The sequence below is a fragment of the Nocardioides sp. genome (assembly GCF_031422975.1).
In the GTDB taxonomy this organism is placed as follows: domain Bacteria; phylum Actinomycetota; class Actinomycetes; order Propionibacteriales; family Nocardioidaceae; genus Nocardioides.
Genome location: NZ_JANPEO010000318.1, coordinates 1 through 20,639, shown reverse-complemented (window position 1 = coordinate 20,639; position 20,639 = coordinate 1). Strand labels below are relative to the sequence as shown.

20 protein-coding genes are annotated in these 20,639 nt (G+C 70.6%); 13 read left to right on the top strand and 7 right to left on the bottom strand.

Features of this window, described 5'->3' with window-relative positions:
• A partial coding sequence (locus tag RMO85_RS09665) for an ATP-binding cassette domain-containing protein (RefSeq protein WP_310528515.1) occupies window positions 1-1,252 on the top strand: 1,252 nt, incomplete at its 5' end.
• Window positions 1,253-1,271: 19 nt separating this feature from the next.
• Here RMO85_RS09665 and RMO85_RS09660 read toward each other — a convergent pair.
• The 6 genes from RMO85_RS09660 to RMO85_RS09635 all read right to left on the bottom strand — a co-directional run bounded on the left by RMO85_RS09660 (window position 1,272) and on the right by RMO85_RS09635 (window position 8,828).
• Window positions 1,272-2,423 carry an acyl-CoA dehydrogenase family protein gene (locus RMO85_RS09660; RefSeq protein ID WP_310528514.1) on the bottom strand — a complete coding sequence of 384 codons (1,152 nt, stop codon included), beginning with the start codon at window positions 2,421-2,423 and terminating at the stop codon, window positions 1,272-1,274.
• Complete coding sequence (locus tag RMO85_RS09655) at window positions 2,423-3,562, bottom strand: acyl-CoA dehydrogenase family protein (protein ID WP_310528513.1); 1,140 nt, start codon at window positions 3,560-3,562, stop codon at window positions 2,423-2,425. The genes RMO85_RS09660 and RMO85_RS09655 overlap by 1 nt, the downstream gene beginning before the upstream one ends.
• 1 nt (window position 3,563) lies before the next feature.
• Window positions 3,564-4,715: an acyl-CoA dehydrogenase family protein gene (locus tag RMO85_RS09650; RefSeq protein ID WP_310528512.1), complete on the bottom strand. Its 1,152-nt coding sequence runs from the start codon at window positions 4,713-4,715 to the stop codon at window positions 3,564-3,566.
• A gap of 71 nt (window positions 4,716-4,786) precedes the next feature.
• Window positions 4,787-5,983, bottom strand: a complete 1,197-nt coding sequence (locus RMO85_RS09645) for a trypsin-like peptidase domain-containing protein (protein ID WP_310528511.1) — start codon at window positions 5,981-5,983, stop codon at window positions 4,787-4,789.
• A gap of 115 nt (window positions 5,984-6,098) precedes the next feature.
• Window positions 6,099-7,406, bottom strand: a complete 1,308-nt coding sequence (locus tag RMO85_RS09640; RefSeq protein WP_310528510.1) for a citrate synthase — start codon at window positions 7,404-7,406, stop codon at window positions 6,099-6,101.
• A gap of 96 nt (window positions 7,407-7,502) precedes the next feature.
• Complete coding sequence (locus tag RMO85_RS09635) at window positions 7,503-8,828, bottom strand: FAD-binding oxidoreductase (protein WP_310528509.1); 1,326 nt, start codon at window positions 8,826-8,828, stop codon at window positions 7,503-7,505.
• A gap of 236 nt (window positions 8,829-9,064) precedes the next feature.
• Here RMO85_RS09635 and rplM point away from each other — a divergent pair, with 236 nt between their 5' ends.
• Genes rplM through glmM form a run of 3 tightly spaced genes read left to right on the top strand, consistent with a single transcriptional unit; the run spans window position 9,065 to window position 11,391 of the window.
• A complete protein-coding gene (rplM, locus tag RMO85_RS09630; protein WP_310528508.1) occupies window positions 9,065-9,508 on the top strand; it encodes a 50S ribosomal protein L13 in 444 nt (147 codons plus the stop codon).
• A 29-nt stretch (window positions 9,509-9,537) separates the two neighbouring features.
• Window positions 9,538-10,035 carry a 30S ribosomal protein S9 gene (rpsI, locus tag RMO85_RS09625; RefSeq protein ID WP_310528516.1) on the top strand — a complete coding sequence of 166 codons (498 nt, stop codon included), beginning with the start codon at window positions 9,538-9,540 and terminating at the stop codon, window positions 10,033-10,035.
• 9 nt (window positions 10,036-10,044) lie between these two features.
• A complete protein-coding gene (gene glmM / locus RMO85_RS09620; protein WP_310528507.1) occupies window positions 10,045-11,391 on the top strand; it encodes a phosphoglucosamine mutase in 1,347 nt (448 codons plus the stop codon).
• Window positions 11,392-11,398: 7 nt separating this feature from the next.
• Here the strand turns inward: glmM and coaA are convergent, their stop codons facing one another.
• The gene (gene coaA / locus RMO85_RS09615) at window positions 11,399-12,367 is read right to left on the bottom strand and encodes a type I pantothenate kinase (RefSeq protein WP_310528506.1); all 969 of its coding nucleotides are present in this window, start codon (window positions 12,365-12,367) and stop codon (window positions 11,399-11,401) included.
• A 64-nt stretch (window positions 12,368-12,431) separates the two neighbouring features.
• Here coaA and glmS point away from each other — a divergent pair, with 64 nt between their 5' ends.
• The 9 genes from glmS to RMO85_RS09570 all read left to right on the top strand — a co-directional run.
• Complete coding sequence (glmS, locus tag RMO85_RS09610) at window positions 12,432-14,288, top strand: glutamine--fructose-6-phosphate transaminase (isomerizing) (protein ID WP_310528505.1); 1,857 nt, start codon at window positions 12,432-12,434, stop codon at window positions 14,286-14,288.
• 2 nt (window positions 14,289-14,290) lie between these two features.
• Window positions 14,291-14,644 carry a holo-ACP synthase gene (locus tag RMO85_RS09605; protein ID WP_310528504.1) on the top strand — a complete coding sequence of 118 codons (354 nt, stop codon included), beginning with the start codon at window positions 14,291-14,293 and terminating at the stop codon, window positions 14,642-14,644.
• Between the two features lie 77 nt (window positions 14,645-14,721).
• The gene (locus RMO85_RS09600; protein WP_310528503.1) at window positions 14,722-15,282 is read left to right on the top strand and encodes a LysM peptidoglycan-binding domain-containing protein; all 561 of its coding nucleotides are present in this window, start codon (window positions 14,722-14,724) and stop codon (window positions 15,280-15,282) included.
• A gap of 32 nt (window positions 15,283-15,314) precedes the next feature.
• The gene (locus tag RMO85_RS09595) at window positions 15,315-16,685 is read left to right on the top strand and encodes a bifunctional ADP-dependent NAD(P)H-hydrate dehydratase/NAD(P)H-hydrate epimerase (RefSeq protein ID WP_310528502.1); all 1,371 of its coding nucleotides are present in this window, start codon (window positions 15,315-15,317) and stop codon (window positions 16,683-16,685) included.
• Between the two features lie 20 nt (window positions 16,686-16,705).
• Window positions 16,706-17,839, top strand: a complete 1,134-nt coding sequence (alr, locus tag RMO85_RS09590) for an alanine racemase (protein ID WP_310528501.1) — start codon at window positions 16,706-16,708, stop codon at window positions 17,837-17,839.
• Window positions 17,836-18,903, top strand: a complete 1,068-nt coding sequence (locus RMO85_RS09585; RefSeq protein ID WP_310528500.1) for an alpha/beta hydrolase — start codon at window positions 17,836-17,838, stop codon at window positions 18,901-18,903. The genes alr and RMO85_RS09585 overlap by 4 nt, the downstream gene beginning before the upstream one ends.
• On the top strand, window positions 18,900-19,787 hold the full coding sequence (gene tsaE / locus RMO85_RS09580; protein WP_310528499.1) for a tRNA (adenosine(37)-N6)-threonylcarbamoyltransferase complex ATPase subunit type 1 TsaE: 888 nt from the start codon (window positions 18,900-18,902) through the stop codon (window positions 19,785-19,787). The genes RMO85_RS09585 and tsaE overlap by 4 nt, the downstream gene beginning before the upstream one ends.
• Before the next feature lie 14 nt (window positions 19,788-19,801).
• Window positions 19,802-20,446: a tRNA (adenosine(37)-N6)-threonylcarbamoyltransferase complex dimerization subunit type 1 TsaB gene (gene tsaB, locus RMO85_RS09575; protein WP_310528498.1), complete on the top strand. Its 645-nt coding sequence runs from the start codon at window positions 19,802-19,804 to the stop codon at window positions 20,444-20,446.
• On the top strand, window positions 20,443-20,639 hold a 197-nt coding region (locus RMO85_RS09570), incomplete at its 3' end, for a hypothetical protein (RefSeq protein ID WP_310528497.1). The genes tsaB and RMO85_RS09570, both read left to right, overlap by 4 nt.

Below are 20,639 nucleotides of genomic sequence, written 5' to 3'. Positions count from 1 at the left end.
GCCCTTCGACCGCGCCCGGCACCGCGCGCTGCCCACCCTCTCGGGCGGTGAGCAGAAGCGACTCGTGTTGGTATTTCTCCTGCGGGGTCCCGACCAGGTGCTGCTGCTCGACGAGCCCGACAACTACCTCGACGTCCCCGGCAAGATCTGGCTCGAGGAGCGCATCCGCGAGTCGGCCAAGACGATCCTGTTCATCAGCCACGACCGCGAGCTCCTCAGCAACACCGCGACACGCATCGTCACCGTCGAGCTCGGCAGTGGAGGACACGGGGCCGGCAACCTCGTGTGGACCCACCCGGGCGGCTTCGCGAGCTACCACGATGCTCGCGAGCATCGCTTCCTCCGCTTCGAGGAGCAGCGCCGGCGCTGGGACGAGGAGCACGCCAAGATCAAGGCGCTCGTGCTCCGGCTGAAGATCAAGGCCGAGTACAACGACGGCATGTCCTCGCAGTATCGGGCCGCCCAGACGCGCCTGCGGAAGTTCGAGGAGGCCGGCCCGCCGACCGAGCAGCCGCGTGAGCAGCAGGTGACGATGCGGCTCAAGGGCGGTCGGACCGGCAAGCGCGCGGTGGTCTGCACCGACCTGGAGCTGACCGGACTGATGCGCTCCTTCGACCTCGAGGTCTGGTACGGCGAACGCGTGGCCGTCCTCGGCAGCAACGGGTCCGGCAAGTCGCACTTCCTGCGGCTGCTGGCCGCCGGCGGCTCCGACCCGGACATCGAGCACCAGCCGGTGGGTGACCCGCCGAAGCCCGTGCCGCACACCGGCAAGGCGAAGCTCGGTGCGCGCGTGCGGCCGGGCTGGTTCGTCCAGACGCACGAGCACCCCGAGCTGGTCGGTCGCACCCTGCTGGAGATCCTGCACCGCGGCGACGGCTCGCCCGGCGGTCGCTCGGGGATGGGGCGTGAGGCCGCCGCGCGCGTGCTGGACCGCTACGAGCTGGCGCACGCCGGTGAGCAGGGTTTCGAGTCCCTCAGCGGTGGTCAGCAGGCGCGCTTCCAGATCCTGCTGCTGGAGCTGTCCGGAGCGACACTGCTGCTGCTGGACGAGCCGACCGACAACCTCGACGTCCAGAGTGCGGAGGCGCTCGAGGCCGGGCTCGCGTCCTTCGAGGGCACGGTGCTCGCCGTCACCCACGACCGCTGGTTCGCCCGCAGTTTCGACCGCTACCTGGTCTACGGCGCCGACGGCGAGGTCTACGAGTCCGACGGGCCCGTGTGGGACGAGGGCCGCGTCGTGCGGTCGCGTTAGCGCCGGTGGCGCCCCGCCCTCACACGAAGGCGCTGATGCCCGTCTCGGCTCGGCCGATCAGGAGCTTCTGGATCTGGCTGGTGCCCTCGTAGAGCGTCATCACGCGGGCGTCGCGGAGGTACTTCTCCGCGGGGTACTCATCGACGTACCCGGCCCCGCCATAGATCTGGATGGCGTTGTTGGCCGCCCGCACGGCGGCCTCGGAGGCGAACAGCTTGGCCTTGGACGCGGCGGTGCCGAAGGGCTGGCCGCGGTCGATGAGGTCGGCGCAGCGCCAGACGAGCAGTCGGGCGGCATCGGCGTCCACGGAGATGTCGGCGATCATGTCCTGCACCAGCTGGAAGCCGGCGAGCGGGCGGCCGAACTGCGTGCGCGTGGTGGCGTAGTCCACCGAGGACTCCAGGCATGCCTGCACGAGACCCACGCAACCGGCAGCGACCGAGACCCGGCCCTTGTCGAGGGTCGTCATCGCGATCCGGAAGCCCTCGCCCTCCTCGCCGAGCAGCGCGTCGGCCCGGACGCGGACGTCGGAGAGGAACAGCTCGGCCGTGGCCTGGCCGCGGAGCCCGAGCTTGCCCTTGATCTCGCGCGCCTCGAAGCCCGGCGTGTCCGTCGGCACCAGGAAGGCGCTGATGCCCTTCGGGCCCGGCCCGCCGGTGCGTGCGAACACGAGGGCGACGTGGGCCCAGGTGCCGTTGGTGATGAAGAGCTTCTGCCCCGAGATCACCCAGACGTCGCCGTCGCGGGTGGCACGCGAGACCAGGTTGCCGGCGTCGGAGCCGGTGTCGGGCTCGGTCAGCCCGAAGCAGCCGAGGATCTCTGCGGTGGCGATCCCCGGCAACCAGTGCTGCTTCTGCTCCTCGGTGCCGAAGCCCAGGATGGACTTGCCGACGAGGCCGTTGGACACCGAGACGATGCCGCGCAGGGCGGAGTCGGCGCGGCCCAGCTCCTCCATGCCCAAGACGTACGTCACGTAGTCGCCGCCGAGGCCGCCGTACTCCTCGGGGATGGTGAGGCCGAAGAACCCGATCTCGGCCATCTTCGCGATGATCGAGGTGTCGACCGACTCGTCGCGATCCCACTGGGTGCGGTGCGGCACCGCCTCGCGGTCGAGGAAGTCGCGGGCGAGGGCGCGGAACGCCTGCTGCTCGTCGTTCAGGCTGAGGTCCATCAGGTCAGCGCCTCGACCTCGTCGTGGTCGGCGACCCGGTCGGCGAGACGGGTCAGGTGATGCTGCGCCCCGCCCAACCACTGCCCGAGTACGTCGAGGTGTGCCGTCCCGACGCCGACGGAGTATTCGGCCGTCATCGCGATCCCGCCGTGCAGCTGGATCGCCTCCTGACCGATGTGACGGCTCGCCCGAGCGACCTGGAGGCCGACGCGGTCGGCCGCGTCGGCGATGTCCTCCCGGGTGCCGGCCGCGATCACCATCGTCGCCCAGTCGACCAGGCTGTGGGTGAGCTCGAGCGAGACATACATGTCGGCGGCGCGGAACGTCAGGGCCTGGAACGTGTTGAGCGTGACCCCGAACTGCTTGCGGGTCCTGAGGTAGTCGTTGGTCGCCGCCACCTGGGCCTGCATCACGCCGAGGGCCTGGTTGGCGCCCATGATCCGGGTGATGTCGCTGATGGTCGCAATGGTGGCCGTGAGGTCGCGGCCGGGCTCGCCCAGCGGGACCGCGGCCGTGCCGGAAAGCTGGACGCACGCGGCCCGGCTGCCGTCGAACACCGCATAGTCGGTCCGGCTGACCGACTCGCCGTCGATGACGAACAGTCCGGTGCCGCCGTCGGGCAGCGACGCGCTCACCACGATGTGGTCCGCGCGGGCACCGTTGGGGACGGGGTCGCGGACTCCGGTCACCGTCCAGTTGTCGCCGTCCTGCGCGGCGGTCACGCCCTCGGCGGCCGCGCTCCAGCGGCCGCCGGGGGAGGTGTCGGCGGCGGCGAGCACGATCTCACCGGCCGCGAGTCGACCCAGCAGGTCGGCTCGCTGTTCGGGCGAACCGGCAGCCGAGACCAGGCCGCCGGCGTGCACGACGGACGCCAGGAACGGTTCGGGGGCGAGCACCCGGCCGAGCTCCTGGCAGACCAGGCCGATCTCGACCGGACCGGCGCCGACGCCGCCGTCGTCCTCGCTGAAGGGCAGCCCGAGCACGCCCATCTCCGCGAGCCTGACCCACTGGGCCTCGTCGAAGCCTGGCGCGTCGGCGGTGGCCTTGCGCCGGTTCTCGAACTCGGCGTACGCCTTGTTCGCCAGCCCGCGCACGGCATCGCGCAGTGCCTTCTGCTCGTCGTCGTAGGTGAAGTCCATGTCAGAGTCCCAGGATCGTGCGGGCGATGATCTGGCGTTGGATCTCGTTGGATCCGCCGTAGATCGAGGCCTTGCGCAGGTTGAGGTAGGTCGGGGCGGAGAGTCGGGCCCAGCCGGGTACGGGCGAGTCGTCGTCGGCGCCGGAGGCCAGCGCGCCCGGACCCGCGAGGTCGAGGGCGAGCTCGCTCACCGCCTGCTGCAGCTCGGTGCCCTGGAGCTTGAGCACCGAGGAGGCGGGATGGGGCTCCCCGCCGGCGGAGTGGGCCACCACGCGCAGCGCGGTGAGCTCGAGGGCGAGCAGCTCGTTCTCCAGCTCGGCCACCCTGGCGCGGGTCAGCGGATCGTCGAGAAGGTCGGCGGCGCTCGCCTTGAGCGTCGCCAGCGCGCGCTTGGTCGCGCCGACCGGGGCGACCCCGACCCGCTCGTTGCCGAGCAGGAACTTGGCGATCGTCCAGCCGCTGTTCAGCTCGCCGACCATCAGGTCGCCCGGCACGCGGACGTCGGAGAACCAGACCTCGTTGACCTCGTGGCCACCGTCGATCATCTCGATCGGTCGCACCTCGACCCCGTCGAGGCTCATGTCGATCAGCAGCATCGAGATGCCCGCCTGCTGCTTCGCGTCCGGGTCGGTCCGCACGAGGGTGAAGATCCAGTCGCCGTACTGACCCAACGTGGTCCAGGTCTTCTGCCCATTGACGATCCAGTCGTCCCCGTCGCGGACGGCGGCGGTGCGCAGGCTGGCGAGGTCGGAGCCGGCGTCCGGTTCGGAGAAGCCCTGTGACCACCAGATGTCGAGGTTGGCGGTCTTGGGCAGGAAGCGTTCCTTCTGCTCCTGACTGCCGAACTGGGCGAGCACGGGGCCGATCATCGAGGCGTTGAACGCGAGTGGCGTCGGCACCCCGGCACGCTGCATCTCCTCGTGCCACAGGTGCCGCTGCAGGTCACTCCACCCCTTGCCGCCCCACTCCTCGGGCCAGTGCGGCACCGCCAGACCCGCCGCATTGAGCACTCGCTGGCTGCTCACGATCTGGTCGTGGGTCAGGTGTCGACCCTGCAGCACCGCGTCGCGGATGTCCTGCGGGAACTCGGTGGTGAAGAACGTGCGCATCTCGTCACGAAATGCGGCGTCCTGGGCGGACAGCTCCAGCTGCATGTGGCTCCTCGGCGTCGGGTCATGGCTCCGGTGGGAGCCCCATCATGGCCCGGTGCCCAAAGCAACGACAGTTATTCGCCGTCGGAGTCCAGCACGAAGTCGCCGTTCTGCTCGTCGCCGGTGCGCACCCAGGTGACGGTGACGCTGTCGCCGGGCCGGTAGGAGCGGATGGTGGCGACGAGCGAGTCGGCGTCGGAGATGCGCTGGTCGTCGATCTTGGTGATGACGTCCCCGGTCTCGAGGCCGCCCTCGGCAGCGGTGGACCCGTTGGTGACCTCGCGAACCAGTGCGCCGGTGGTGCCACCCTCCTGCGGGTCGCCTACCTGGAGGCCGAGCCGCGCATGGGTCGGGGTCTCGCCGGCGCTCATCTGGTCGACGATCGGCATGACCTCGTCGATCGGGATGGCGAAGCCCAGGCCGATCGAGCCGGACTCGGACTGTCCTCCGAAGCTCGACTGCGATGCCGCGGTGCGGATGGAGGAGTTGATGCCGACGACAGCGCCGGTCATGTCGACCAGCGGACCACCGCTGTTGCCGGGGTTGATCGCGGCGTCGGTCTGGATGGCGGGGTACGTCGTGGAGTTGCCGCTGCTGTCGGTCCCGACGTTGACGGGGCGGTCGAGGGCACTGACGATGCCGCTGGTCACCGTGGCGTCGAGACCGAACGGCGAGCCGACCGCGACGACCTGCTGCCCGACGTTGAGGTTGGCGGACTTGCCGATGGTGGCGGCCGTGAGGTTGCTGGTGCCGTCCGTCTTGATGACGGCGGTGTCGGTCAGCGGGTCGGTGCCGAGGATGGTCGCGTCGGCGGTGGTGCCGTCGGCGAAGTCGACGGTGATCTTGCCGCTCTCGCCGGCGACCTCGACGACGTGGTTGTTGGTGAGGATGGTGCCGTCGGAGGTGAGGATGATGCCGGAGCCGGAGCCGGCGCCCTGTTGGCCGGTGACGTTGATCTTCACCACACTGGGCAACACCCGAGCGGCGACGTCCTCGACCGAGCCCTGGGCGGCAGGAGGGTCGGTCTGTGCCACGGGGGAGGCACTGCTGGACGGCTGGGCCGACGAACCGGGGGCGTCGGTGTGCGAGGCGTCCCACACTGCGGCGCTCCCCAGTCCGGCACCGCCGCCGACGACCAGCGAGGTCGCGACCACGGCAGCCGCGAGACCGGCTCGTCGCCTCTTCGGCGGGGCCGGCGGGGCCGGCGGGGCCGGGCGCGAGCCGTAGGTGTCGCTGCCGGAGGGGGACCAGTCGTGCGCAGGCGTACTCATGTCTTCGACAGTGCCCGGCGAGGCTGTGAGTCACCTGAGCGGAGCTGAAGGGAAGATGAAGAAACTCACCCGCACCCCTGCTGGCGGGATGCGGGCCGAACGCGTCAGACGGCGGTCAGGCCCAGCGCTCGGAAGCCGGGACGAACGTCAGCTGGCGCTCGCCGGTGTAGATCTGCTTCGGGCGGGCGATCCTCTGGTCCTTGTCCTGGATCAGTTCCGACCACTGCGCGAGCCAACCGGGCGTACGACCGATCGCGAAGAGCACGGTGAACATCTCCGGCGGGAACTGGAAGGCCTCGTAGATCAGGCCGGAGTAGAAGTCGACGTTGGGGTAGAGCTTGCGCTTGATGAAGTACTCGTCCTCGAGCGCGATCTTCTCCAGCTCCTTGGCGATCTCGAGGAGCGGGTTGACGCCGGTCACCTCGAAGACGTCGTCGCAGGCCTTCTTGATGATCGTCGCGCGCGGGTCGAAGTTCTTGTAGACCCGGTGGCCGAAGCCCATCAGCTTCTCGTTGCCGGCCTTCACACCCTCGATGAAGGAGGGGATGTTCTCCTTGGTGCCGATGCGGCGGAGCATGCGGAGCACAGCCTCGTTGGCGCCACCGTGCAGGGGACCGAACAGGGCGCCGACCCCGGCGGCCACGGCCGAGTAGGGGTCGACCTGGCTGGAGCCCACCGAACGCACGGCGTTGGTCGAGCAGTTCTGCTCGTGGTCGGCGTGCAGGATGAAGAGCACGTCGAGGGCCTTGACCAGTCGCGGGTCGGCGTCGAACTTCTGCTCGCTCATCTTGAACAGCATCGAGAGGAAGTTGGCGGTGTAGCCGAGGTCGTTGTCGGGATAGACGAACGGCTTGCCCTGTGCGTGCCGGAAGGACCAGGCGCCCAGCGTCGGCATCTTCGCGATCATCCGCACCATCTGGATGTGCCGGTTGTCGGCATCGCTGATGTTGCGGGCGTCGGGGTAGAACGTGGAGAGCGCGCCGACGGAGGCCATCAACATGCCCATCGGGTGGGCGTCATAGCGGAAGCCCTCCATGAAGGACTTGACGTTCTCGTGGACGAACGTGTGGTAGGTGATCTCGTGCACCCACGCGTCGTACTCGGCCTTGGTCGGCAGCGCGCCGTTGATCAGGAGGTAGGCGACCTCGAGGAACGAGGACGACTCGGCGAGCTGCTCGATCGGATAGCCGCGGTACTCGAGGATGCCCTTGTCGCCGTCGATGTAGGTGACTGCACTGCGGCACGAGGCGGTGTTGACGAACCCCGGGTCGTACGTCGCCAGGCCCACCTCGTCGTCACCGGTCCGGATCTGGCCAAGGTCCTTGGCGTTGATCGTCCCATCGGTGATGGGGATGTCGTACTCCTGGCCGGTCCGGTTGTCTCGGACGGTCAGCGAGTTGGGGTTGGCCGCTACGTCGGTCACGTCGGCTCCTGTTCATACGTCTTTGTACGTCTGGGGGTGTCGCTCCAACTTAGCCGCGGGGGTTGCGCGAGCGCGAACCGGCGTCCACGACCCGCGTCAGCGACCGGCCACCCGGTTCGCCACCCGCGCGATGCGGCTCGTGCGTGGGAGTCCGGCGTCCTCGCGGCGGTCGGCGGCGCGGTAGAGGCGGTAGAGCGCGTGCACACCGGCCCATCTCAGCGGTTCGGGTTCCCACCGCCGCACGCGGTGGTTGGTCCAGGGCAGCCGCACCAGCGCGGTCTCGCGGCCGAGCACCAGGTCGCGCAGCGTGCGACCAGCCAGGTTGGTCGCGGTGAGGCCCGAGCCGACGTAGCCGCCGGCGTGGCCGAGCCCCGCCGCGGGGTCGAAGGAGACGCTCGCGCTCCAGTCCCGCGGCACCCCCAGCACCCCGCACCAGGCGTGGTCGATGCCGACCCTCGCCAAGGACGGGAACAACGAAGCGAGGGTGGAGCGGAGCGACTCCACCGTCCAGTCCTGGGTGCGGCCCTCGACGTCGGTGCGCGAGCCGAAGCGGTACGGCACGCCCCGTCCCCCCAGCGCGATGCGGCCGTCGGCGGTGCGCTGGGCGTAGCAGTAGGCGTGCGCCTCGTCGCCGAGCAGCTCCTCGCCGCGCCAGCCGATGTCGCGCCACTGGGCGTCGGTGAGCGGCTCGGTGACCACGATCGCGGAGTTCATCGGCAGCCACTCGCGCCGGTGGCCCGCCAGCCCGGCGGTGAAGCCCTCGAGGCAGCGCAGCACGACGGGTGCCCGGACGGTGCCGCGGTCGGTGACCACCGCGCCCGGTGCCACGGCGACGGCGCGAGTGCCCTCGTGGATGCGCACGCCGCGCTCCCGCACGACCCGGGCCACGCCGCTCACCAGCCGGGCGGGGTGCACCCTGGCGCAGTCGGGGTCGAAGTGGCCGGACACGGCACCGGCCACCCGGATCCGGTCGAGCACCTGGTCTGCGGTGAGCTCCCCGGCCAGTCGTTGGGCCTGCGCCTGCGAGCGGGCCACGCGCAGCACGCCGCTGCGCACGATGTCGGCCTCGATGCCCTCCCGCGCGGCCACCTCGATGACCTCGTCGACGGTGGCGCGCAGTGCGCTCCGCAGGCGCTGGACCCCCTCCTCGCCCGCGACCTCGGCGTACGCCCTCGCGCTGCCCGCCAGTTCGCTCGACAGCCAGCCGCCGTTACGTCCCGATGCGCCGAATCCGGCGAACTCGGCCTCGAGGACGCGGATGTCGAGGGAGGGGTCGGCCTCCTGCAGGTAGTAGGCGGTCCACAGGCCGGTGAGGCCGGCGCCGACGACGGCCACGTCACAGGTGACGTCCCCGGCCAGGCGGTCGGCGGGGGACGGCAGGCCGAGTTGCTGCCACCAGAAGGACACGCCACCATTGCGCACCGGCTCATTGTGGCCCCGGAGCTCAGGCTCCGTCGTTTTGACCCCCGTACGCGCGGCGCCGTACTCTTACTGGTCGCGACTCCTGCCGCGTCCGCCCTCTCCGGGGGCGGGTGCAGATCCGGACGTCATCCCTCCTGAGGGGGGAGCGATCCGGGCCGTGTTCGTCAGAAGTCGCGGCACCACCAACCGGCCGTCGACCGAGGGCCGGGACCAACGAACCAGAACGGGATACAGCCGTGCGCACGTACAGCCCCAAGCCCGCTGACATCCAGCGAGAGTGGCTCGTCATCGACGCCACCGACGTGGTCCTGGGACGCCTCGCCGTCCAGACCGCCAACCTTCTCCGCGGCAAGCACAAGCCGACCTTTGCTCCGCACATGGACATGGGTGACTTCGTGATCATCATCAACGCCGACAAGGTCGCCCTCTCGGGCAACAAGAAGGTCACCAAGCTTGCCTACCGCCACTCGGGTTACCCCGGTGGTCTCTCCTCGACGCCGTTCGGTGAGCTCCTCGAGAAGGACGCCCGCAAGGCCATCGAGAAGGCTGTCTGGGGAATGCTCCCCAAGAACAAGCTCGGTCGCCAGGTCTTGAAGAAGCTCAAGGTCTACGCCGGCGCGGAGCACCCGCACTCGGCTCAGCAGGCCATCCCGTTCGAGATCTCCCAGGTCTCCCAGTAAGCGCATAGGACTGAACAGTGACTGAGAACATCGAGACCCCCGCAGAGGTCGAAGAGACCTTCGAGACCGACGCCGACGGCGTCGCCTACAGCTCCGAGAGCGCCCCGTCCGCCGACGCCCCGCTGCGTCCCGCGACGATCGCTCCCGCGGCCGCCACCGGCCGCCGCAAGGAAGCCGTCGCCCGCGTCCGGATCGTCCCGGGCACCGGCGAGTGGACCGTCAACGGCCGCACGCTCGACAGCTACTTCCCCAACAAGCTGCACCAGCAGATCGTCAACGAGCCCTTCGTTGCCTTGCAGCTCGAGGGTCGCTTCGACGTGCTGGCCCGCATCCACGGTGGCGGCATCGCCGGCCAGGCCGGCGCCCTGCGCCTCGGCGTGGCCCGCTCGCTCAACGCCATCGACGAGGAAGCCAACCGCCCCGAGCTCAAGAAGCTCGGCCTGCTCACGCGTGATGCCCGCGCCGTCGAGCGTAAGAAGGCTGGTCTCAAGAAGGCCCGCAAGGCCTCGCAGTTCAGCAAGCGCTGACCCGTCTGCATGACACGCCTCTTCGGCACGGACGGGGTCCGGGGTCTGGCAAACGCCGCACTGACGGCGGAGCTGGCCCTGGACCTGTCCGTTGCCGCGGCACATGTCCTGGCCGACCGCGGTGACTTCGCGGGGCACCGCCCCCGAGCCGTGGTGGGTCGGGACACGCGCATTTCCGGGCAGTTCCTCGAGGCCGCCGTCGTGGCGGGGCTCGCGTCGGCCGGTGTCGACGTGCTCCTCCTCGGGGTGCTGCCGACCCCCGGCGTCGCCTACCTGACCGGCGCGCTCGGCGTCGACCTCGGCGTCATGCTGTTGGCCTCGCACAACCCGATGCCCGACAACGGCATCAAGTTCCTCGCGCGCGGCGGCCACAAGCTCGACGACGCGGCCGAGGTCGCCATCGAGGCCCGGATGCGAGAGGTCTGGCAGCGCCCGACCGGCGGTGCCGTCGGTCGTGTGGCGCCGTACGCCGATGCGGTGAGCGACTATGCCGCCCATCTCGTCGCCTCGACGACCATGCCCCTGGCTGGCCTCAAGGTCGTGCTGGACTGCGCGGCGGGTGCCGCGTTCCAAGCCGGACCGCGAGCCCTGCGTGACGCCGGCGCCGAAGTGATCGCCATCCATGCCGAGCCCGACGGCCTCAACATCAACGACAACTGCGGCTCGACCCACATGCAGTCACTGCAGCGTGCGGTCGTCGAGCACGGCGCCGACGCCGGCTTCGGCCTCGACGGCGACTCCGACCGGTGCCTGGCCGTGGACCACGAGGGCAACCTCGTCGACGGCGACCAGATCCTCGCCGTGCTCGCCCTCGCGCTGCGCGACCAGGGCCTGCTGGTCAAGGACACCGTCGTGGCGACCGTGATGAGCAACCTCGGCTTCGTTCGCGCCATGAAGAAGGCCGGCGTCGGCGTCCGCCAGACCAAGGTCGGCGACCGTTACGTCCTCGAGGCGATGAAGGTCTCGGGCTACTCCCTCGGCGGTGAGCAGTCCGGCCACGTGATCCTCTCCGACTACGCCACCACGGGCGACGGCATCCTCACGGCACTGAAGGTGCTCGAGCGGATGGCAGCCACCGGTCAGTCACTCCAGAAGCTCGCCGGGATCATGACGCGGCTGCCCCAGGTGCTCGTCAACGTCCCCGACGTCGACAAGGCGCGCACCGACGAGGACGCCGTCCTGGCGGCGGCGGTGGCCGAGGAGGAGGCGACGCTCGGCGAGAGCGGACGCATTCTGCTGCGCCCTTCCGGGACCGAGGCGCTCGTGCGCGTCATGGTGGAAGCGCCGACCTCGGAGATCGCCTACGACGTCGCCCACCGGCTCGCCGGAGTGGTCAAGGCGCAGCTCGCCCTCTGAGGCTGACTCAGAGCTTGCGCAGCCGCACGTAGCGCACCGAGTGGTCCGTGTCCTTGCGCAGGACGAGTGTCGCGCGACCACGGGTCGGGGCGACGTTCTCGATCAGGTTGGGGCCGTTGATCGAGTCCCAGATGTGGGTGGCGACCTCGACCGCCTGGTCCTGGGTGAGGGCGGCGTACTTCGAGAAGTACGACGCCGGGTCGACGAAGGCCGTCTCGCGCAGGCGCAGGAAGCGCTCGATGTACCAGCGCTTGATGTCGGCGAGCGCGGCATCGACGTACACGGAGAAGTCGAAGAAGTCGCTGACCGCGAGGCCGGCGCGACCGTCGTCGCGGATGCGCGCGGGCTGGAGGACGTTGAGGCCCTCGATGATGACGATGTCAGGTCCCTTGATGACGACCTTCTCGTCGGGCACCACGTCGTAGACCAGGTGCGAGTACGTCGGCGCCTCGACCTCGTCGCGCCCGGACTTGATGTCGATGACGAACCGCAGCAGCGACTTGCGGTCGTATGACTCCGGGAAGCCCTTGCGGTGCAGGATCCCGCGCCGTTCGAGCTCGGCGTTGGGGTAGAGGAAGCCGTCCGTCGTCACCAGCGCGACGTTGGGGTGCTCGGGCCAGTGCGCCAGCATCTGCTGCAGGACGCGCGCCGTCGTCGACTTGCCGACCGCGACCGACCCGGCCAGGCCTATGACGAACGGCGTGCGTGGGGGTTGCTGGCGCTGCAGGAACTCCTCCTGCTCGCGGTGCAGCCGGCTCGCTGACTCGACGTACTTCGAGAGCAACCGGGAGAGGGGAAGGTAGACCTGCTCGACCTCGCGGAGGTCGAGCTCGTCACCCAGGCCCCGCAGGTGCCGCACCTCGTCGGGCGTCAGCGGGCTCTTGGTCTCCCGCGCCAGGGCAGCCCAGGCGCCGCGGTCGAGCTCCACGTAAGGAGAGGACTCGCTCGTGATGGCCAGCCCGGTGGCGTCCGACATGTCGAGGATTGTTGCACCGGCTGCGCGTCAGGGGACCGGGGGTGCGTTGCGTAGACTCCGGCTCATGTGCGGAATTGTGGGATATGTCGGGGAGAAGCAGGCGCAGGACGTCGTGATCGAGGGACTGCGTCGGCTCGAGTACCGCGGCTACGACTCCGCCGGCATCGCGCTGATCGACATGTCTGCGGGCGCGGGCACGATCGCCTCCGACAAGCGCGCGGGCAAGCTGGCCAACCTCGAGAAGGCGATCGGCGAGTCTTCGCTGCCGGCCGCCACGACGGGGATCGGGCACACCCGCTGGGCGACCCACGGTGCCCCCAACGACGTCAACGCGCACCCGCACCTCGGCCAGGAGGGCCGGGTGGCCGTGGTGCACAACGGCATCCTGGAGAACTTCGCCGCCCTGCGCGCCGAGCTGGAGAACGCCGACCATGAGCTGCTCTCCGAGACCGACACCGAGGTCGCCGCGCACCTGCTGGAGATCGAGGTGGAGTCGGGGGCCGACCTGACCACCGCGATGCAGCGCGTGTGCCGGCGACTGGAGGGCGCCTTCACCCTGGTCGCCATCGATGGCGAGGACCCGTCCTGCGTGGTCGCGGCGCGTCGCAACTCCCCGCTGGTCGTGGGTCTGGGCGACGGGGAGAACTTCATCGGCTCCGACGTCGCGGCGTTCATCCAGTACACCCGCGACGCGCTCGAGCTGGGTCAGGACCAGGTCGTGACGATCACCCGCGAGGGCGTGGAGGTCACCGGCTTCGATGGCAGCCCGGCGGAGGGAAAGCGCTACTACGTGGACTGGGACCTCTCGGCCGCCGAGAAGGACGGCTACGACTGGTTCATGCGCAAGGAGATCTTCGAGCAGCCCAGCGCCGTGGCCAACGCGATGCTGGGTCGCCATGACGGCAACGGCTTGTTGCAGCTCGACGAGGTGCGCCTGTCCGAGGACGAGCTTCGCACCGTCGACAAGATCATCATCGTCGGCTGCGGCACTGCCAACTACGCCGGCCTGGTCGCGAAGTACGCCATCGAGCACTGGACCCGAATCCCCTGCGAGGTCGAACTGGCCCACGAGTTCCGCTACCGCGACCCGATCCTGACCCGCGACACCCTCGTCGTCGCCATGAGCCAGTCGGGCGAGACGGCCGACACCCTGATGGCGATCCGGCATGCGCGTGAGCAGGGTTCGCGCGTGCTCGCGATCTGCAACACCAACGGTTCCACGATCCCGCGCGAGTCCGACGCCGTGATCTACACGCACGCCGGACCTGAGATCGGCGTCGCCTCCACGAAGGGCTTCCTGACCCAGCTGATCGCCTGCTATCTCCTGGGTCTCTACCTCGCCCAGGTGCGAGGGACGAAGTTCGGCGACGAGATCACCCAGGTCCTCGACGAGCTCGCCAAGATGCCCGAGCACGTGCAGACCGTGCTGGACCGGGCGCAGGACATCTACGACCTGGCGGCCCAGCATGCCGAGACCAAGTCTGTGCTGTTCCTCGGCCGCCACGCCGGCTTCCCGATCGCCCTCGAAGGCGCGCTCAAGCTCAAGGAGCTCGCCTACATCCACGCCGAGGGCTTCGCTGCCGGCGAGCTCAAGCACGGCCCGATCGCGCTGATCGAGGAAGGGCTGCCGGTGTTCTGCGTCGTGCCGCCGCGCGGTCGCGACGAGCTGCACCAGAAGATGGTCAGCGCCATCCAGGAGATCCGTGCCCGGGGGGCCCACACCATCGTGCTCGCCGAAGAGGGTGATGAGTCGATCGCGCCGTACGCCGATGTCCTGATCCGGCTGCCCAAGGTGCCCACGCTCCTGCAGCCCGTGGTGGCGGTCGTTCCCCTGCAGCTCTTCGCCTGCGAGCTGGCGACGCGGATGGGTCACGACGTCGACCAGCCGCGCAACCTCGCCAAGTCCGTCACGGTCGAATAGCCGTGCCCGTCGTCGGCATCGGCATCGACGTGGTGGACGTGGCCCGGTTCGGGGAGTCGCTGGCCCGCACGCCCGCACTGCGTGACCGGTTGTTCACCACCGCCGAGGCGTCGCGACCACTGGCGTCGCTGGCGGCCCGCTTCGCGGCGAAGGAGGCCCTCGCCAAGGCGCTGGGAGCTCCGGTCGGCCTGGCCTGGCACGACGCCGAGATCGTCTCGGAGGAGACCGGGCGCCCACGTTTCGAGCTGCGCGGCACCGTGGCCGCCCGCGCCGCGGCGCTGGGGGCCGACCATGTCCACGTATCGCTCTCCCACGACGCCGGCATTGCCTCAGCCGTCGTAGTGCTCGAGGGCTGACTGGGCTAGCGTTGGGTTGCCGTCGACGACGGCCCCGAAACAGTCACTCGGGCGACGATCACAAGTGAGGTAGGGACATGGGTTTCCTGGACAACGTCAAGGACGCACTCAAGGACGCCGTCTCGACGCAGGCGTCGAAGGACGAAGCGGCCGCGAAGAAGAAGGACGACGAGGTCGCCGACCAGGCCGACAGTGCGACCGCTGAGGACTCGGCGCCCCCGGCGCCGCCGACCATCCCGATCGACACCACGGACACGGCAACGGCCGGGCCCACCACCGAGCCCGCCACCGAGCCCACCGTCGGCCCGGTGCAGCCCGCCGACTCCGTCGTCCCGGCTCCGAGCGAGACCGCCGAGGACAAGGCTGCTCGCACGGAGGCCAAGGCAGAGCGCCAGGAGGCCCGTGAGGACCGCCAGGAGCGCAAGGAGGACCGGCAGGAGGCCCGCGAGGACGCGCACGAGAAGCGCGAGGACGCACGCGAGGCGAAGTCCGAGACCTACACGGTCAAGTCCGGAGACACGCTGTCCGAGATCGGCGCCCGCTTCGGTGTCTCCTACCAGGAGATCGCCAAGCTGAACAACATCGAGAACCCGGACCTGATCTTCCCGGGTCAGGTGTTCCGGATCCCGAAGCACTGATCCGGCGCAACTCCTGAAGTAGCGTGCCGGGCATGCGCCTTGCCCACACCGTCGCCCAGGTGCGTGCCGCCGAGGCCGCGCTGCTCCGCGACCTGCCCGAGGGTGCCCTGATGCAGCGCGCCGCGGCCGGCCTCGCGCACGCCGTGCTCGACTTCCTCGGCGGTGGCTACGGGCGACGGGTGCTGATCCTGGTCGGCTCCGGCGACAACGGTGGCGATGCGTTGTACGCCGGCGCGCTGTTGTGCCGCCGCGGAGCGGTCGTCGACGCGCTGCTCCTGGGGTCGAGTCACCACGAAGCCGGGCTCGCGGCGCTCACCGCCGCGGGTGGCCGACTGGTCCGCACGGTGGAAGGACAGGCCCCCGACGTGGTGGTGGACGGCATCGTCGGCATCGGCGGACGGCCGGGGCTGTCGCCCGGGGCAGGCGCGGTGCTGGCCGCGCTCGAGGGCATCGCGGTGGTGGCCGTGGACGTCCCCTCCGGGGTCGACGTCGACACCGGTGAGCTGGTCGGCTCGCACGTCCGCGCCGACCTCACCGTCACCTTCGGCACCCACAAGGTCGCGCACCTCGTCGACCCGGCCGCCGGCGCCTGTGGAGCCGTGCACCTCGTCGACCTCGGACTCGAGCTTCCCCCGGCGGAGGTGGAGGCCCTGCAGCAGTCGGACGTGACCGCCCTGCTGCCGCGACCCGACCGGAACGCCCAGAAGTACTCCCGCGGCGTCGTGGGGATCCGCGCGGGCAGCGACACCTATCCGGGGGCCGCGTTGCTCTGCGTCTCCGGCGCCTCCTGCGGGCTCGCCGGAATGGTGCGCTACATCGGGCTCGCCGCGGACGCGGTTCGCCTTGCCCACCCCGAGGTCGTGGGGGAGGGCCGCGTGCAGGCCTGGGTCGTCGGCCCCGGTGGCTCGGACGCGGCAGGTGAGGCGCTGCGCGCGGCGCTGGCCGACGGCGTCCCGCTCGTGGTGGACGCCGATGCGCTGGCCCACGTCGAGGGGCCACTCGGCGTACCCGCCGTGCTGACGCCGCACGCAGGCGAGCTCGCCGCCATGCTCGGCGTGGCGCGCGAGGAGATCGTGGCGCGGCCACTCGCGCACGTGCGACTGGCGGCACGCAGATTCGAGGCGGTCGTCCTGCTGATGGGCCGCCACACCCTGGTCGCCCGGCCCGACGGCCGGGTCCGGGTGACGACGACCGGGCTGCCGTGGCTGGCGACCGCGGGCGCCGGAGACGTGCTCGCCGGCCTGGTCGGGGCTCTGCTCGCCGCGGGCCTTGCACCCTGGGACGCGGCCGCCGTCGGCTCCTGGGTGCACGGTGCTGCGGCCACCCGGGCCTCGGGCGGTGGACCGATCGTGGCAGGAGATGTCGCCCACGCACTGGGTGGTGTGCTGCAGTCCCTGCTGTGAGGGATGGAAGAATCACTTTCATGACGTCGACCGCTCCCGCGCGCGCCGAGATCGTGGTCGACCTGGCCGCCATCCGCCACAACGTGCGGCGCCTGCGCGAGATCGTCGGCCCGGACGTCGCGATGATGACCGTGGTCAAGGCCGACGGCTACGGCCACGGGATGGTCGAGGTCGCCCGGGCCGCTCGCCAGGCCGGCGCCGACTGGCTCGGCGTCGCCACCCTGGACGAGGCCCTGGCACTGCGCGCCGGCGGCGACACCGGTCGGGTGCTGTGCTGGTTGACCGTGCCGGGCGAGGCCTACGCCGCGGCAGTGGCCGCCGACATCGACCTGACGGCCTACTCGCACGCCGAGCTCGACGAGATCGTCGAGGCCGGTCCGCGCGCCCGGGTCCAGCTCAAGGTGGACACCGGCCTGGCACGTGGCGGAGCGGCGCGTCCCGACTGGCAGGACCTGTTCGCGCATGCCGCCGAGCTCGAGCGGGCCGGCCGCCTCGACATCACCGGCATCTGGACCCACCTCGCGGCCAGCGACGAGCCCGCCCATCATGCGAACGATGCCCAGGAGACGGCCTTCCGCGAGGCCGTCGAGCTGGCCGAGTCGCTCGGTGTGCGACCCGAGCTCCGGCACATCGCCAACTCGGCGGCCGCCGTGCTGCGTCCCTCCTCCCGCTTCAACCTCGTGCGGTGCGGCATCGCGACCTACGGCCTCGACCCGGCCCCGGGGTTCACGCGCGACCTCGGCCTCGTGCCCGCCATGACCGTGCGCGCCAGCATGGCCCTGAGCAAGCCCGTCGCGGCGGGTGAGGGTGTCTCCTACGGATACACGTGGGTCGCCGATCGCGACACCACCGTCGGGCTGGTCCCTGCGGGGTACGGCGAGGGCGTGCCCCGCGCCGCCGGCAATGTCGCCTCGGTGTGGGTGGGCGACCGGCTGCGGGCGATCCGCGGACGCGTGTGCATGGACCAGTTCATGATCGACCTCGACGGCGACCTGCTGCCACCCGGCACGGACGTGGTGCTGTTCGGTCCGGGCACCCGTGGCGAACCCACGGCGCAGGACTGGGCGGACGCGCTCGACACCATCAACTACGAGATCGTGACCCGGGTCGGTGGGCGCCTCCGCCGCCGGTACGTGGACCAGGAGCAGGTATGAGCGTCACCCGCAGGTTGATCGGCGCCGCTGCCGGACTGGCCGCGGCCGGCGTGGCGGTCGGCGTGGCCCAGCGCAGCCGCGTCATCGCCCACAGAGGGGCGGGCGACAAGACCCCCTTCGGGTCGCTGCGCAGCACTCCGCTCCACATCATCACCGACGACGGCATCGATCTGCACGCGGAGATCGACGAGGTCGTGGCAGCGACCAAACGGCGTGGGTCGTTGCCGGACGACACCGGTCTGACCGTCATCTTCGCGCACGGCTACTCGCTCAACCTCGACAGCTGGCACTTCCAGAGAGCGGGCTACCGCGGCCAGATCCGCACCGTCTTCTACGACCAGCGCTCGCACGGGCGATCAGCCCGCTCGAGCCAGTCGAACTCCACCCTCGAGCAGCTCGGCAGCGACCTGCGGCGCGTGATCGAGCAGACCTCACCGGGGCCGTGCGTGCTGGTCGGCCACTCGATGGGCGGCATGAGCATCATCTCGCTGGCCGAGAAGCACCCCGAGCTCTTCGGGGACAAGGTCGTCGGGGTCGGACTGATCTCGACCACCGCCGGCGGCCTCGACCCGGGCCGGATCCTGTTCCCGATGGTGCCGCTCGGCGTCGGCGGCCGCGTGATGGGCCGTGCCGTGCGCACGCTCTACCGCGGGCACCTCGTCGTGGACCTGGCGCGGAAGTGGGGACACGCGGTGGCGGACGTCCTGACGGATCTCTACGCATTCGGCGACGACGTCCCCGGCCACTACGTCGAGTTCGTCTACGACATGCTCAACAGCACCCCGTTCGCGGTCGTCGCGGACTTCTACCCGGCGTTCGCCGGCCTCGACAAGTTCGACCACGTGGAGGTGCTGGGCCGAGTGCCGACCTCCGTCATCTGCGGAACCGACGACAAGATCACCAGCCTCGCCCACGCGCGCAAGCTGCACGCACGGATCCCGGGATCGAGCCTGCTGGAGTGCGAAGGCGCGGGGCACATGGTCCTCCTCGAGCGGCATGAGGACGTCAACGCCGAGCTCGACGACCTGATCGCCCTGGCACAGAGTCGTCTCGAGGCGCGGTGAGCCTCGACGTAGGCCGTGTCGGGGCCGAGGCGGCCACCGACGTGCTGAGCGTCATCCGGACCGCGTTCGCGGCGCGACCCACCCTGGACCCGCCCGCCGACGCCCTGGTCGAGACCGAAGCCAGCGTGGCGGCCGAGCTGCGCGCCCACGGCGGCCTGCTGGCGATCCTCGACGGGGAGCCGGTGGGCGCGCTGCTGTTGCGGCCCGGTGCCGACGCGATGCTGGTGCGCAGGTTCGGGGTGGTGCCCACGGCCCAGGGCAGGGGGGTGGCCAAGGCTCTCGTGCGGGGCGTCCTCGATGCCACTCTCGGCCATGCCGCGCTCGCCGTGCTCGCCCGCGAGGAGCTGCCGGCGACCGTGGCCTTCTGGGAAGGGCACGGCTTCGTGGTGAGCGAGCGCAGATCGCCCTACGTCGAGCTGAGACGACCACTCGACACCTCCTGGGAGGCCGTGGACGCCGATGAGATGCGCGCGCTGGGGGAGCGGCTCGGCCGCAGCGTGCACGCTGGCGACGTGGTGGTGCTCACCGGCGAGCTGGGGGCCGGCAAGACGACCCTGACCCAGGGGCTGGGCATCGGGCTGGGCGTGCGCGGAGCCGTGACCTCGCCGACCTTCGTCATTGCCCGCGTGCACCCTTCCCTGGTCGGCGGACCCGATCTGGTGCACGTCGACGCCTACCGGCTCGGCGGGATCGACGAGCTGGACGACCTCGACCTCGACACGTCGCTCGACGACGCCGTCACGGTCGTGGAGTGGGGCGCCGGTCTGGTCGAGGGGCTCGCCGAGTCGAGGCTGGAGATCACCATCACCCGGGCCCTGGCCGACGAGTCGACCGACGCCGAGCTCGATCCGCGGGTGGTCCACGCTCGCCGCGTGCACGGCTGAGTAGCCTCGCCATCGTGCTCCTCTCGTTCGACACCGCCACCTCGCTGGTCACCGTTGCGCTCCACGACGGCCAGGACGTCGTGGCCGAGCGGCTCTCCGAGCTCCCCATGAAGCACGGCGAGCAGCTCGCTCCCCTGATCGAAGCAGTCATCACCGACAGTGGAATCGTCCGGCAGGACCTCACCGCGATCGCGGTGGGAGTCGGTCCCGGTCCCTTCACAGGCCTGCGCGTCGGCCTGGTGACCGCTCGAACGCTGGGGTTCGTCCTGGAGATCCCGGTGTACGGCGTGTGCACCCTCGACGTGATCGCGATCGAGGCCGTGGACACCGGAGCAGCGGTCGGCGACTTCCTGGTGGCCACCGACGCCCGCCGCAAGGAGGTCTACCTCGCGTCGTACGACGGGTCCGGACGCCGGCGGGCGGGCCCGGAGGTGCTGCTCCCCGCGCTCGCGGCGACCGACCTGCCGGTGGTCGGCGAGGGCGCCACCTTGTATCCCGACGCCTTCGTGCACCCGGTGGGGCCGCAACGGCCCAGCGCCGGCTGGCTGGCCCGGGTCGTGACCCACCGCCGCGCTGACGTGGTCGGCCCCGAGCCGCTCTACCTGCGCCGGCCGGACGCCACGATGCCGGGTCCACCGAAGTCCGCGCTGGGCTCGTGATCCGGCGGGCGGTCGAGGGCGACGCCGACGAGGTCGCTCGCCTCGAGGCCGAGCACCTCGGCGTCGACGCCTGGCCTGCGGGGCTGGTCGAACAGGCGCCCATCGCCAGGAGGACAGCGAGCGTCAGTGAAGGGCGCGAGGAGGTTCGCACGCCTACTTGGCTTCCTTCTTCTCGTCCTGCTTGGCGCCCATC